General features: G+C 60.6%; 17 protein-coding genes. 6 read left to right on the plus strand and 11 right to left on the minus strand.

All coding sequences use genetic code 11. The annotated features are described in order from the left end of the window. Positions 1 to 15 precede the first annotated feature (15 nt). On the plus strand, positions 16 to 219 hold the full coding sequence (locus PQR27_RS29335) for a hypothetical protein (protein WP_408527086.1): 204 nt from the start codon (positions 16 to 18) through the stop codon (positions 217 to 219). A 181-nt stretch (positions 220 to 400) separates the two neighbouring features. On the opposite strand, the gene PQR27_RS29340 is transcribed toward PQR27_RS29335, so the two are convergent. The 6 genes from PQR27_RS29340 to PQR27_RS29365 all read right to left on the minus strand — a co-directional run bounded on the left by PQR27_RS29340 (position 401) and on the right by PQR27_RS29365 (position 4,301). Continuing rightward, positions 401 to 1,261, minus strand: coding sequence for a class I SAM-dependent methyltransferase (locus tag PQR27_RS29340; protein WP_408527087.1), 861 nt, complete (start codon positions 1,259 to 1,261; stop codon positions 401 to 403). Then, positions 1,258 to 1,677, minus strand: a complete 420-nt coding sequence (locus PQR27_RS29345; protein ID WP_408527088.1) for a DUF1801 domain-containing protein — start codon at positions 1,675 to 1,677, stop codon at positions 1,258 to 1,260. Before PQR27_RS29345 ends, PQR27_RS29340 begins: the two co-directional genes overlap by 4 nt. Positions 1,678 to 1,733: 56 nt before the next feature. After that, positions 1,734 to 2,219 carry a CPBP family intramembrane glutamic endopeptidase gene (locus tag PQR27_RS29350; protein ID WP_408528336.1) on the minus strand — a complete coding sequence of 162 codons (486 nt, stop codon included), beginning with the start codon at positions 2,217 to 2,219 and terminating at the stop codon, positions 1,734 to 1,736. A 239-nt stretch (positions 2,220 to 2,458) separates the two neighbouring features. After that, the gene (locus PQR27_RS29355) at positions 2,459 to 2,752 is read right to left on the minus strand and encodes a GYD domain-containing protein (RefSeq protein ID WP_408527089.1); all 294 of its coding nucleotides are present in this window, start codon (positions 2,750 to 2,752) and stop codon (positions 2,459 to 2,461) included. Between the two features lie 168 nt (positions 2,753 to 2,920). Continuing rightward, on the minus strand, positions 2,921 to 3,619 hold the full coding sequence (locus tag PQR27_RS29360) for a haloacid dehalogenase type II (RefSeq protein ID WP_408527090.1): 699 nt from the start codon (positions 3,617 to 3,619) through the stop codon (positions 2,921 to 2,923). A 49-nt stretch (positions 3,620 to 3,668) separates the two neighbouring features. Beyond that, positions 3,669 to 4,301 carry a CGNR zinc finger domain-containing protein gene (locus tag PQR27_RS29365; protein WP_408527091.1) on the minus strand — a complete coding sequence of 211 codons (633 nt, stop codon included), beginning with the start codon at positions 4,299 to 4,301 and terminating at the stop codon, positions 3,669 to 3,671. Positions 4,302 to 4,479: 178 nt separating this feature from the next. Between PQR27_RS29365 and PQR27_RS29370 the strand changes: the two genes are divergently transcribed. The 3 genes from PQR27_RS29370 to PQR27_RS29380 all read left to right on the plus strand — a co-directional run bounded on the left by PQR27_RS29370 (position 4,480) and on the right by PQR27_RS29380 (position 7,893). Continuing rightward, a complete protein-coding gene (locus PQR27_RS29370) occupies positions 4,480 to 5,175 on the plus strand; it encodes an alpha/beta fold hydrolase (protein WP_408527092.1) in 696 nt (231 codons plus the stop codon). 74 nt (positions 5,176 to 5,249) lie between these two features. After that, complete coding sequence (locus PQR27_RS29375; protein ID WP_408527093.1) at positions 5,250 to 6,020, plus strand: SDR family oxidoreductase; 771 nt, start codon at positions 5,250 to 5,252, stop codon at positions 6,018 to 6,020. Between the two features lie 139 nt (positions 6,021 to 6,159). After that, a complete protein-coding gene (locus PQR27_RS29380; RefSeq protein WP_408527094.1) occupies positions 6,160 to 7,893 on the plus strand; it encodes an FAD-dependent oxidoreductase in 1,734 nt (577 codons plus the stop codon). Positions 7,894 to 7,971: 78 nt separating this feature from the next. On the opposite strand, the gene PQR27_RS29385 is transcribed toward PQR27_RS29380, so the two are convergent. Together PQR27_RS29385 and msrA are read right to left on the minus strand one after the other, a co-directional pair. Next, a complete protein-coding gene (locus tag PQR27_RS29385; protein ID WP_408527095.1) occupies positions 7,972 to 8,433 on the minus strand; it encodes a MarR family winged helix-turn-helix transcriptional regulator in 462 nt (153 codons plus the stop codon). A 125-nt stretch (positions 8,434 to 8,558) separates the two neighbouring features. Further along, entirely contained in the window at positions 8,559 to 9,062 is a 504-nt protein-coding gene (gene msrA, locus PQR27_RS29390) for a peptide-methionine (S)-S-oxide reductase MsrA (RefSeq protein ID WP_408527096.1), read from the minus strand. A 482-nt stretch (positions 9,063 to 9,544) separates the two neighbouring features. On the opposite strand from msrA, the gene PQR27_RS29395 reads away from it, so the two are divergent. Further along, positions 9,545 to 10,543 (plus strand): hypothetical protein, encoded by a 999-nt coding sequence (locus PQR27_RS29395; protein ID WP_408527097.1) that lies wholly within the window; start codon positions 9,545 to 9,547, stop codon positions 10,541 to 10,543. Between the two features lie 38 nt (positions 10,544 to 10,581). On the opposite strand, the gene PQR27_RS29400 is transcribed toward PQR27_RS29395, so the two are convergent. Then, positions 10,582 to 11,439: a LysR substrate-binding domain-containing protein gene (locus PQR27_RS29400; RefSeq protein ID WP_408528337.1), complete on the minus strand. Its 858-nt coding sequence runs from the start codon at positions 11,437 to 11,439 to the stop codon at positions 10,582 to 10,584. On the opposite strand from PQR27_RS29400, the gene PQR27_RS29405 reads away from it, so the two are divergent. Then, on the plus strand, positions 11,338 to 11,565 hold the full coding sequence (locus PQR27_RS29405; protein ID WP_408528418.1) for a hypothetical protein: 228 nt from the start codon (positions 11,338 to 11,340) through the stop codon (positions 11,563 to 11,565). The two genes, PQR27_RS29400 and PQR27_RS29405, sit on opposite strands and share 102 nt — an antisense overlap. A gap of 9 nt (positions 11,566 to 11,574) precedes the next feature. On the opposite strand, the gene PQR27_RS29410 is transcribed toward PQR27_RS29405, so the two are convergent. Together PQR27_RS29410 and PQR27_RS29415 are read right to left on the minus strand one after the other, a co-directional pair. Next, on the minus strand, positions 11,575 to 12,321 hold the full coding sequence (locus tag PQR27_RS29410; RefSeq protein ID WP_408527098.1) for an SDR family oxidoreductase: 747 nt from the start codon (positions 12,319 to 12,321) through the stop codon (positions 11,575 to 11,577). 210 nt (positions 12,322 to 12,531) lie between these two features. Continuing rightward, a complete protein-coding gene (locus tag PQR27_RS29415) occupies positions 12,532 to 13,386 on the minus strand; it encodes a sugar phosphate isomerase/epimerase family protein (RefSeq protein ID WP_408527099.1) in 855 nt (284 codons plus the stop codon). Positions 13,387 to 13,513: the final 127 nt, after the last annotated feature.

A 13,513-nucleotide genomic window follows, 5' to 3' on the forward strand; every position in this document is an offset into this window, starting at 1 on the left:
CCTAAGGAGCGCATCATGAACACACTAACCATCACGGATCTTGCCACGTCCATCGACCTGGACCGTGAATCGATGGCAGAGATTCACGGCGGCCGCATGAAGATCATCGGCCAACAAAACAACGGCGCAATATTGACGTCGCCCGACGGGGAACCCGTCTCTGTGTACGTCGATGGCATGCTGCAGAATTCGACTCGCGACGGTTATTACCACCTTTGAAATGGCGAGGCGACGCGCGCGCTCCGTGGCGCGCGCCGCTGTCATTGCCAGGCATCCTTGCCGTGTCGCCCGCACGTTCTCGACGGGTCGCAATTTCGTCAGGTTTCCTATGCAGTAATGCGAGCGTGGTTATTGCGTCGCGTCGGTACAATGATGTGGCGCAAAAAAAATATGCGGACCGCTAGGTATTGGCCACCAGCAATTCCTCCGCATTGTTCGGCGGACGCAGGCCATCTGTGCGGCCCGCAAAGTAGCGTCCGGTGAGATCGGCCGCCGAAATGTGCCGCACTTCTCCAAAGCCCGCTTCGCGGGCCAGCGCCAGGATCTCCGGTGGCGTGAAGAAGCTGAGAAAAGGTGTCCCGCTTGCGCGCGCCCCTTTCTCCGCCATCTCAAGCCCGGGTCGTATCTCGGGATCCGCCAGTTCCAGCGGAAGCAGAAACGTCATGGCAAGCGTCGATGCCGGAGCGAAGGCCGCGACCTGGCGCAGTGTGGCCGCGTTCGCCTCCTTCGTGAGATACATGCTGACGCCGGTTGAAACCACGATTGCCGGCTTGCTGCTATCGAAGCCCGCAGTCACCAGCCCGTCGCGCCAGTCCTGCCCCGCCTCGAAGTCGACCGGAACAAAGCGCAGCCAGTCCGGCACGCCGAAGCCGAGTTCGATCAGGCGCTGGCGCTTCCAGGCCTGTGGACCTGGTTGATCGACCTCGAACACCCTGAGGCGGGACGCGATCTCCGGCCGCCGCTGTGCGAAGCTGTCAAGGCCGGCACCGAGGATGACATACTGGCTCAGCCCGCGGCTGACCTGTTCCACGACCAGGTCCTCAATGAAGCGGGCACGGGCCACGATCGAGGCGCGAAAGGGGCGCGTGAACTGCGGGTCCATGTCCCCGCGGCTGCGCCAGTCTTCATTCGGAGACAGCAGCGCAAGGCCGATTTCGTCTTCGAGCACATGGGGCGGAGCGTCGGCCTTGACATGCAAAGCGCGCCACAAGGCGACTCGCGCTGCTGTGCTGTCCGGCGCTACATCTCGTTTGCCGTTCATGCTTTTTTACTTGCCGGTGCTTTCGCCGGAGTACGCGCAGGCGCGTTCTTCTTCAAATTGGCGTGGTTGTACTCAATCGCGGCACGGACGAGATTTTTTAGCGCACGCTCATTGATCTTGTCGCCCTCGAAAAAATCGATCGCTCGTCGCGCGTTGCCTTCAAGACCCGCGTTGAATAGCCTGTCAGGATCCGGGAGACCCGCCCCGTGGGCAAAGGTAAGCTTGACTTTCCCTTTGTGAGCGTTGGCAACCGCGATCATTCCGTCGCGAGACCACACCGGGCTTCCCATCCACTTCCATTCCTCGATGATCTCCCGGTCGGCCGCAAGGATATGCTTGCGGATGCTGGCGAACGTCTTACCACGCCAGTCTGTGAGTCCCGCAATCAATTCATCAATTTTTTCCGCTGGATTCATTGGATCTCCATGCCTCGAATTCTGGTCGGGTTGCTTTGCAAAACCATGTGTGGCCGTCACGAGTTATACACAACCGTCAAACCGTTGAAAAACCCATGGGTAATGCATGTTGCCCAGAATGCGGGACCTGCTCTTCCTGACTCGATGACGAATATCGAAGCCAGGACCGCCGCGGTAGCCAACATCCTCACGGCGCGCCAGTCAGTGTGGCCATGGCCGAGTCCAAAGATTACCGCGGACGCCAATCCGGCGATTAGCCAGGAGCCACGCAGCGGGCCGTGGACGAATTTAATGATCAGCCACTGAAAGATTAATGTCTCATAGAGCGGCGCGAGTACCACTATCCACGGAATTTTGAGCCAGAGCGGACGCCCCGCAAATGGATCGATGGCCGGCGCCGGGTATCCGAACAGCCCGCCCAGGCATACGGAAATACCATATTGCGCGAGGAAGATCGATACAGTTCCAATCAGGATAAGTACTGGAGTGGGCGCCGCGAACAGCGCCGCGAATGATCTGCTTCGAAATGTCGATTCCAGAATCCGCTCCTTGAATTATTGTTGTATTCCGATTCGCGGGGAGGCCAGTCAGGCAGTTCATCTCACGCGAGTCTCTCTCCAACATCACGATAACCTGATAAGCCGATCCGCTGTTCGTTGTAGTACACATTATCATGAACGGGCGGTTCCAGATTCGGCTAGTCCTGCTTATTCAGACAGGCAATGTAGTCCCGGAAGATGTTGGAGAGGTGGGTTTTATTGACAGCAATGGTCCGTGATTTTTATGGGAGTTTGCCGACAACGGCACTGAATTCGTCTTTCGTGAACGCGCGAAGCGTTTGTGTGCGGACATTGCCTGCGGAGCCGAGCGCGAGGCCGAATGACATGAAGCTGGCCTCGTCCGGCGCTTCGATGATTGTCACAATGTCATATTCGCCCATAGTCCAGTAGATCTCTTTCATTTCACAGCCAAAAGTCCGGGCCATCTCCGCCGCCTGACCGGCCCGCTGTGCGCTGTTTTTGACGGCGCGGATGCCCTGATCAGTAAACTGTGCAAGCACCACATATGTTGCCATGACGATTCCCCTTACGATTGATACGAGTCGGGATTCAGACGCGCAAGTTCAATCCGGAACGCTACTGCGAGCGCGTTGCTCGAAAGCGTCTTGCACGCAATCTGATTCTAGACAATGGAATCGTGTGCTACTGGCTGTTTGGTTTTCTGGGCTGCGCTATTTTCGCCGTTACCGTCCCTTTGTTTCCGCTCGCGCCGAATCAATCAGTCGCACGAGTTCGTCAAGGCCACCTAACTGCCAGTCCGGCGCCTGCCCCATTTCTTCGAAGACCTTGCCGTCGCGATTGATCCAGCAGGTCGGAAAACCGAAATAGCGCGCACCTGTTGCATCCCATGCATTCGAGGACACAAACAGGATCGACGACCGGTTCAGTCCGAATGCCTGTTCAGCGAGCGCATAAGCGCGATCGTCCGGCTTGTACACGCGCACCGGATCGACGCTCAACAGGTGGTCGAATTCGGCGCGCAGTCCGGCGTTACCCACCACCGCGCCGATGGTATGCGGCGAACCGTTCGACAGCACCGCCAGTTTCAGTCCACGCCGCCGCAGTTCGCGTAGCGCTTCAGATGCCTCCGCAAACGGCTGCAGGCGCAAATACGCCTCACAGAGCGCGCCGCAAGCCGACGCACTCAAATCGAGCCCGAGATGCCTGCATGTATAACGTAACGCGTCTTCAGTCGCCTGCTCGAAAGTGACGTAGCGGTTCATCAGACTTCGCAGCCACGTGTATTCGAGTTGCTTTTGCCGCCACAATGCGCTGATTTCACGCCCACGCCCGGGGAATTGCTCATCGCACCGATCGACAACCGAGTGAACGTCGAACAGGGTGCCGTACAGGTCAAATGCGATCGCCTTGATAGGGTCCATCTCACTTCTCCTCACAGAATCATCACAACACGTTGCCACTGACGTAACGTCAGCCGTTTTCCTGCTCCTTGAGCCGCTTCCGGTGAGCCGCGACCTTGGCGCGGTTACCGCAGATCGCCATGCTGCACCAGCGGCGCACGCGGCCTCGTGTGTGATCCGCAAACATCAAGGTGCAGCGGGGACCTTCGCACACCTTCACATGCGTGAAGTCTTCCTCGCAGACAAGTCTGGCTAGCGCCTCCGCTATCGGCATCAACAAGGTCTCTGCTGACTGCCAACGCCGATTCACGCGCAGTTCGAACTGCGCCACACCACCCGAGGCATGCGTGACGATTTCGCCATGCTGTTCGTCGCGCTCGAGCAGTTGATTCAAAGGTTTGAGCTCGCGCAGATCTCTGGCGGTCAAGGGGCGCCCTTTTCTCTTCCGGACAAATGCCCTGAACCATTCGCGCAGATCGCGCGCCCGTGCCGCAACCTCATCGAGTTCGCGAGACGTGGCCCGAACCCGTATTGCTTCGAGCGACGCGGGCGGCACAAGCGCTGCCTGCTCCAGCCAGGCCAACAGGCCATCGCCGTCGCTGATCCAGTCGACTTCCTCGTCCACCGGCGTCGCGACAGAGTTCAGAAAATCGAGCCCGGCCGCGTCGGCGACAAATATTGCGGGAATCTGACGGTAGTCCATCTCTCATGACAAATAGAAAGTAGCGATGCCCACATCGTAACCACACTAAATGCTCTTGACAAGTTACACATCAAATCAGTAACCTGTTTAAACGGGTTAAAACGGTTACTGATTGTAGGGCGATGCGCGACCTGTGCGTACCTTGCAAGCAGCCCCCCTTCCCTCAAAGGAGCGAGACATGTCGATTGGCAACGTGAGCGCTGTGCTTGTGCATGGCGCGTGGGCAGACGGCTCAAGCTGGAGCAAAATCATCGAACGTCTGAAGGCACATGGCATCCATGCAGTCGCGGCGCCGTTGCCGCTCAGCTCGTTGCAAGGCGACGTCGCCGCCCTCGATAGAACCCTGGAACGGCTCGAAGGTCCGGTTGTGCTCGTTGGGCATGCTTATGCGGGCGCGGTGATCGGTTCAACCTCCGCTGAAAACGTCAAAGCATTGGTCTACGTTGCGGCGCTTGCGCCAGACGAAGGCGAAACCGTGGGCGACGTGTTCTATCGCGGTGAAGCGCATCCGCAGGCGCCGAAGCTGGCGCCGGACCGTCATGGCCTGATCTGGCTGCCCGACGAGGCATTTGGAGCGGCGTTCGCACAGCACGCGAGCGCGGAAGAACAGACGGTGCTCGGCGCGGTTCAGCGCCCGATTTCGGTTTCCTGTATCGGCGAGGCGGTCGGGCGCCCGCTTTGGAAAGACCGCCCGGCCTGGTTCCTGATCGCGGAACAGGACCGCATGATCAGCGCCGACACGCAACATTTCATGGCACGGCGGATGAACGCGCAGGTGCGCTCATACCAGGTCGATCACACGCCAATCGTCACGGCGCCCGACGCCGTGGTCAGCGTGATCGTTGAAGCGGCCGAGGCCATCCCGGTTCGCTAAGGCTCACTCGCCGGCAGCCGAATGCCGGGCGACGCAGATTCAGGCGGGTCATTCACGATTCAAGGAGAAAGGAAATGTCCAGGAAAGTAGCCATTGTTACGGGCGCGAGCCAGGGTATCGGCCGTTCGACCGCAATCAGGCTGGCGCGAGACTTTACGTCGATCGTACTGGTTGCGCGCAACCGCGAGAACCTCGATCAGACTGCTGTGGAAGTGAAAAAATCAGGTGCCGAAACGCTCGCCATCGACATCGATCTGTCCGAACCCGACGCCGCGCAAAAAGTGGTCGATCAGACGCTATCTGCGTTCGGTCAGATCGATGCGTTGCTGAACATCGCGGGCGCCGTGCCGCAGATCGATGTCTTCGATATGACCGACGAACAATGGGACCGTGGCCTCGCGCTGAAGCTCCACGGCGCGCGGCGGTTGACGGTGGCGGCGTGGCCCTGGTTGAAGAAAGCATCGGGATCCGTGGTGCTGATGTCGGGCAATTCGGCACTGTTTCCCAAAGCACCGTACGCGGCCGTTGGCACGATCAACGCGGCAATTGTGGCGCTGGCAAAGGCATTTTCCGACCGGGGCATCGCCGACGGTGTTCAGGTCAACAGCGTATTGCCTGGCCCCGTCATGACCGGTCGGCGGCAATCCTATCTGGAACATTGGGCGCCGCTGCATAACCTGAGCGTCGAAGAAGCAACAGCGAAATTCCCGCTTGAAGCAGGGATAGCACGGTATGGCACACCCGAGGAAATCGCCGAGTTGATGGCGTTCATCGTCTCGCCGGCGGCGCACTGGATGACGGGTTCGACGTTGAGGATGGACGGCGGCGAGGTCAAGTCGATCTGATCGACTGGTGTGGACCTGACCCCGAAGCAGCGGTTTCTCCCAGAAGTTTCTCCGATTGAATACACTTGAGCCTCATGACGGCAGGCTGCTTTCGATCAATCGGTGGCGGCTTCGGCCAGCCATTCGAGGAGAATGCGCGATGAGCAACGAGTCAGGACTGAGCGGCGATACGCCCGAAAATCAGCCTTCAGACGACGCAAGCGGTATCGACAACGGCGCGAACGTCGAAGACCCGAGCGTGCGCGAGCATCCGCGTTACCAGCAAATGTTTCCGGTCCTCAGCGAGGCAGAAATCGACAGGGTGCGCCGCTTCGGCGACCTGTCCCGCTATTCGAAGGGCGAATTGCTCTATCGTGCGGGAGTCCTCTGCCCGGGAATGTTCGTGCTGCTATCGGGCAAAGTCCGGATCGTGGGTCGCGACGGCCTCGGCCACGAACGGACAATTCACATCTATACGCAACGCGGCGAGTTCACCTCGGACGTCACGCAACTCTCGAACAAGCCCGCGGTGGTCGACGCGCACGTCATCGAAGATGTGGAAGCGGTGCTGGTGCGGCCTGACGAACTCAGCGCCATGATGATCAGCGAAGCCGATCTTGGCGAAAAGATCATGCGCGCGCTGATACTGAGGCGTGTCCTCGTGATCGAGCGCGGACATGGTGTGGTTCTGGTCGGCGCATCAGGGAACGCACGACTTCTTGCGCTGCAGAATTTCCTGCGCCGCAATTCTTTTCCGAACATGACGCTCGATGCCGAGCAGGACGCCGAAGCCGTCGCGCTACTCGAGCGCCTGACGCCGCAGCCTCACGATTTCCCATTGGTCGTGTGTCCGAACGGCACGGTGCTGCGAAACCCCGACGAAGGGCAACTCGCATCCTGCCTCGGGCTGATTCCCGAGTTCGACGCGAGGCACGTCTACGATGTGGCGATCGTCGGTGCCGGCCCGGCGGGACTGGCGGCGGCCGTCTACGCGGCGTCCGAGGGCATGTCGGTCGCGGCGCTCGACTGCCGCGCGCCCGGCGGCCAGGCCGGCACGAGTTCGCGCATCGAGAACTATCTGGGCTTCCCCACCGGCATCACAGGTCAGGCGCTCGCGGGCCGCGCGTTCGTGCAGGCGCAGAAGTTCGGTGCGCATATCGGCATCCCGTGCGAGGTCAAGGCGTTGTATTGCGACAAGCAACCGCCCGTCGTGGAGCTGACCGACGGACGCCGCATTACCGCGCGCACCGTGGTGATCGCTACCGGTGCGGAGTATCGGCAGCCTGTCGTGGAAGACCTCGCGCGCTTCGAGCGCTGTGGCGTCTACTACTGGGCGACGCCGATCGAGGCAAGGCTGTGCCGCAAGGAGCCGGTGTTGCTGATCGGCGGCGGCAATTCGGCGGGGCAGGCTGCGGTGTTCCTGGCATCACACGCCGAACACGTGCATATGTTCATTCGCGGCGCGAGCCTCGAGCACAGCATGTCGCACTATCTGACCGAACGGGTCGCCTCGCTGCCGAACGTGACGCTGCATACGCGGATCGAACTGACCGCCCTTGAGGGGAAGGCGCGTCTCGAACGCGTGCACTATCGCGGTGCCGGCGGCATTGAGGGAAGCATGACGACCCATCATCTGTTCGTGTTCATCGGCGCGGAGCCTAACACTGGCTGGCTCAGGACGTGCGGTGTGTCGCTCGACGACAAAGGCTTCGTCCTGACCGGCACCGACCTTCCGTCAGCTGGCGTGCAATCGATGCCGCTGCAGACGAGCGTTGGAGGTGTTTTCGCCATCGGCGACGTGCGTTCAGGATCGACCAAGCGCGTCGCCTCGGCAGTGGGCGAAGGCGCGGCCGCTGTCGGGCAGATTCATCGTTACCTCGCCGCCGTGAGGTGAATGCGGGGTGAACGCGGGGTGAACGCGCGGTCGTCACCACGACGTGGAAACGACCGCCTCACACGCTTTGCCGCGCACTCACTGCCCGGAATGCACTGAGTCCACGAGATTGTTGCGCAGCGTCACGATCGCCTTCTGCACCTTCGCGAACTCGTCCGGTGCCAGACCCGTCGCCTCGACGAGGTCCATGCTCAGGCCTTTTTCGCGCAGGCGCCGACCGCTTTTCGTCAGACCGACCCGCACCTGACGCTCGTCTTCGGGATCACGCTGCCGCTCCAGATAACCCATTGCCTCGAGCTTCTTCAGAATAGGCGTGAGCGTGTTGGAAGCGAGAAACAGCTTTTCTCCCAGGCCGCTGACGGTTTGGTTGTCCTCCTCCCACAGCGCAATGATCGTGATGTACTGCGGATAAGTAAGCCCAAGCTGATCGAGGATCGGCTTGTACGCCTTGCCGAACGCAAGGTTCGCGGAATAGACCGCGAAGCACAGGAAGTCGGAAAGCCTTACGTCTGCCGCGGCTGGTTGGTCTGTCGATTTCATCTGGATCCTCTTTGGCTGGAGACCAATGTCTCGCATGGAGGAATTATACATCGTGTACGATTATATCGCAGCAGCTCGAAACGGTTCACCACCGATCGGGGCTGCTGCGCAATCCGGGGCACGGGCTAAGCTGCGGGCAGCTTCCAGTCCGGTCGGACGAAGTGGCACGTGTAGCCGTCGGGCAGGCGTTCCAGATAGTCCTGATGTTCCGGCTCGGCCTCCCAGAATGGCCCCGCTGCAACGATCTCGGTGACGACCTTGCCGGGCCACAGATCGGATGCATCGACGTCCGTCACGGTTTTCACGGCCACCTGCTTCTGCTCATCGCTCAGATAGAAGATTGCCGAGCGGTAACTCATTCCGATGTCGTTGCCCTGGCGGTTCTTCGTCGTCGGGTCGTGGATCTGGAAGAAAAACTCCAGGATCTGACGATAGCCAATCTGGCGCGGGTCGAACACGACCTCGATGGCCTCAGCGTGCGTGCCATGGTTGCGGTAAGTGGCGTTGGGCACGTCACCACCGGTGTAGCCCACGCGCGTGGACAACACGCCAGGGTAGCGGCGCAGCAGGTCCTGCATGCCCCAGAAGCACCCGCCGGCCAGGATGGCGGTTTCGGTTTGCGTTGTCATAACAGTTCTCTCCATCAGTGGCGTGACTACGCTGAGTACACCACTCGTCAGTTAGTTAGCTCGCCGGCTATCGCTTGATGCGATAGCCGGAATGGGGCCGCCCTCGCTTCGCGAAGGACTTGCGAAAGTGTTGCCGCCATTGACGACCCCAGCAGCATGCCAGAGATCGGCGGGGTCGGTCGGATCACCGGCAACGCCAATCGCGCTGCACATGACGGCGGGCGTGCCGGGCGGCTTCGAGGCCGGCATGGGCTTCATCGGCGTCATACGCATGCCGCAGGCTAATCTTCTGATGATATTGTTGGCGTGACAGGGCCGCGGGTACACGTCGGGCGACGTTCGGGAAGCGCTGTTGTTGAACGGGAAGATGTCGTTATGATGTCGTGCAAGTGGCCTGGCTGCGCGGGAATATTACGAGGCATGACATTTGCCAAACGATTATCCTTGAGGTTACCCGCCGACCTCGACGACCGGTATCCAGCGTGCACAAAACACTAACGCTTTGCGCCTCCCTATCGGCACCGCTTCTCATCGCCGGCCTAATCGTTTTTTCCTCACCCGCGAGCGCACAGGAATTCTCCGCGCTTGCCGGCCCGCTTGTCAGCGGCAGCGAGAACTCCGTTTCATGGGACGCCAGTTATCGCGAAGGACTCGGCCGCTACGCGGCATGGAGTTTTTCCTGGATCAATGAAGGGCATATACCCGATCACCATCGCGACGGGCCAACCTTGCAAATCTGGGGACGACTGCCCCTGTGGAACGACCGGCTGGAATTGTCGGCCGGCGTCGGGCCGTACCGCTATTTCGACACGACCGCGGCGCGAGCGGGTGGGGACTATTCGAATACGCATGGCTGGGGCGCATTGTGGAGCGTGCGCACCGCCTACTACTTCGATCGTCGCTGGATTGCCCAGATGCAACTGAATCACGCGCAGGTCTTCGGCGGCCGCGACACGACCGCGCTGCTATTCGGTGTGGGCTACGAACTCGAGGGAAACGACGAGCCTGGTCCGCGACAGCGCGCCCTCCCCCGCACGTCGAACGTTACGCACAACGAAGTCACCGTCATGGTCGGCGAAACGATCCTGAACAGCAATGGCTCGGAAACGGCGGTCGCCGAAAGCGTGGAGTATCGACGGGGGATATGGCGGTACGTCGACGTGAGCGCTTCATATATTCACGAAGGCGGTCATGTCCAGTCGCGCCGGGATGGCGCGGCAGCACAGCTGTGGCTCACGCGCGGCTTCTTCGACGACCGCCTGACATTGTCAGCCGGTGTCGGTCCCTACGTTGCGATCACGCAGAACGACGACCTGCCGCAAAACCGAACCGGCGACGGTCGCGTCTCCGGACTCCTCTCGGTCTCGGCGAGTTATCGGCTCGGACAGCACTGGCTGACACGCCTGACCTGGAATCGCATCGTCACGCGCTACGATCGCGATACCGATTTGATCGAAGCCGGTCTCGGCTTGCGCTTCTGAGTTTGCACGGCATGCGGGCTATGACAGGCCATAACAGCCTACGGCGTGCCAACCTCAGAGATGAGCCATTCCTTGAAAGCAACGACTGCCGGCGCATCTTCATTGTCCTTCTTATGGACGATGTAGTACGCGAGCTCGCATGCTTGCGCTTCGCCGAACGGGCGTACAAGCCGGCCCTCGAGAAGATCGCGCTCAACCAGCGAGGTGCGCCCGAGCGCGACACCGATGCCGGAAACGGCCGTCTGGATAGCCGCGGCGGAATCGTTGATCTGCAGTCCGCGGTCACAGTCTACGACGTCCCGATAGCCTGCTTTTTGCAGCCATGACCGCCATGTTGGAAACACCGCGACCGTGCGCATCGACATGTCGTGAATCAATGAATGAAACCTCAGATCAGCGGGCTCTTTGAGAGGGTGTTCGCCACTCATGAGCGTTGGGCTGCAAACCGGAAAAAATTCGTCGCGGAGCAGAAACGTTGCGACCACATCGGACCAGTGTCCGGCGCCGTAGCGGATGCCCGCGTCAATTCTCTCCGCCGTGAAATCAACGAGCTTCCCGTTCGTGTCGATTCGGAGGTCGTAGTAGGGATGCCTGCTCTGGAACCGTTCAACGCGGCGTAGAAACCATTTATCGGCAAATGCCGGTGGGACCGTCACAGTGAATGTGATGCGCGCCTTGCTCGCCTTCAGCCGCTCGACAGCCGTCGACAACAGGTCAAAACCCGCCTGCAATTCAGGCACGATCGCGCGCGCCGCATCCGTGAGAACGAGCCGTGACGGTCCAGAAGACGCGCGATGAAACAGCTCGACGTCGAGTGCGTCTTCCAGTCCGCGGATCAATTGACCTATTGCCGCAGGGGTCACGTGCAACTCTTCGGCGGCGGCGACATAGCTCAGATGTCGCGCTACCGCTTCAAAAGCCCTGAGCGCGTTCAGGTGATGGGGTGCTCGCATACCCGGCGAAAAGCCTCCTCCGTATCTGATCGACCCATCTTCGCAGCGCGCGCGCTGGCGGTCAACTGAACGGCATGTTCAGAACTGCGTCAGGCCACCATCGACAACCATTTCCGTACCCGTCACGAATGACGAATCGTCGCTCGCAAGGAACAGCGCAGCCGTCGCGATCTCGCGCGCCTCGCCGAAGCGCTTGAGCGGCACCGTGGCCTGGATGGCGGCGCCCGTTTCTGTCAGTTGGCTCTCCGACAGGCCGAGCTTGCTGTGGAACGGTGTCGCGATGGGGCCCGGGCTCACCGCATTGACGCGAATGCCGCGCGGCGCGAGCTCTGCGCCGATGGAGCGCACCAGCGAGCGAACCGCCGCCTTCGTCGCGGAGAGAATCGACAGACCCGGCGTGCCGACTTCGTTCAGGAACGAGGTGGTCACGACGATTGCGCTGCCCTTGCCCAATAGCGGTGCCGCCTTCTGGATCGTGAAAAACAGGCCATTGAAGTTCAACGAGAACTGCTCGTTGATCTGTTCCAGCGTCACGGCTTCGAGCGGAGCGGCGGTGCCAGCGCCGGCATTCGCGAACACGATATCGATGTGCCCATGCGTCGCGCCCACTTCCCTGATGGCGCGCTCGATCTGGGCCGGATCGCGAAGGTCGGCAGACAGCACCGTGGCGGTCTCGCCGAGAACCTTGGCGGCCTCTTCCAGGCGAGCGGCATGGGTACCGGTCACGATGACCTTCGCCCCTTCGTTGCGAAACAGTTTTGCGGTTTCGAGGCCAATGCCCGACGTGCCACCAGTGATGAATGCAACCTTGCCTTGCAGCTTCATGACAGACTCCTTGAGGGGGAAAGTGATCCGGAGTTGCAATGCGTCCCCGGTGACTGCACTATCGTCGCTGGCGGCACAGCGGACAAATGAGAAGATCTGTCGCGGCAAGATAGAAAAGCTATCTGACCGGTTCCTTCGGCTCATTTGGCCGGCGATGAGTGGCCCACGTTGACGACACGGCCGGGCTTTTCCCTCAAGTTTCGTCGCGCCTTAAAACTGCCTCGCGTCTGGTTGGATCGGACCGTAGGTCGAATCCAGCACGGCGAGCGTTGCTTCACGCAGTTTCACCGCACGCTCCGTAGCCTTTGCCGTCTTCGCCCAACTCTCCATCGGCACTTCGATGCTGATCGGAATATCGTCCGGTAGCGCGCACAAAATGCCGGCGAGATCGAGGCCGCCCTGCCCCGGCATCAGCCGCTCGGCACGCGCCTGATAGAGCAGCGTTTGCAGATCCTTGGGACGCTCGGCGGGCGCGTCGCAGAATTGCAGATAGCGGAAGTATTCGCGCGGCAAGGCGCGGAGTTCGTCGATCGTCGAGCCCGCGCGATCGAAGTGGATCGGATCGACGATGAGCCCGGCATTCGCCCTCCCCGCGGCCTTCACGATCCGCGCGCCCTGCGTGATGTTCTTCGCATCGGTCCACGGCATCGGTTCGATCGAGGGCGTGAGTCCCAGGGGCGCGGCCCGCTCGCACAGCTTCGCGAAGTTATCGGCGGTGCGCGCTTCGTCGGGGTCGTTGCCTGCAACAAGCACATAGCGCGCGCCAAGTTCGGCGGCCGTTTCGAGCATCGCCTGATAGCCGGCCACATCCGTTTCGGGCTTCAGCCGCAGGATCTCTGCATCGAGCACGGCCACGTCGGTGTCCTTCAGGCGAGCCAGCGTCTCGCGTTTCAGCGGTGTGTCGCCAATAAAGTCGTAACGCACTTCCGTGTCGGTGGCGGGCAAAAGCCGCAGGCCGACGAAATCGTAGCCGGCGTCAGCCGCGCACTGGACCATTTGCGGCGGGGTCAATTCGATCACCGTCAATGCGGCAAGCGACAGCGGGCGTCGATTCTTCTGTGACATGTCCTTCTCCTTTCTGGGTCGATCCAGTGCTGGGAACGATATTGACACAACTTCGCGGCCTGTAGAATTGTTTTCCATATATACTGGAACGAAATTCCAGTTTCGATTCACCTGATCGACAACACCC

It is taken from the genome of Paraburkholderia fungorum (assembly GCF_046027215.1).
Taxonomy (GTDB): Bacteria; Pseudomonadota; Gammaproteobacteria; order Burkholderiales; family Burkholderiaceae; genus Paraburkholderia; species Paraburkholderia fungorum_D.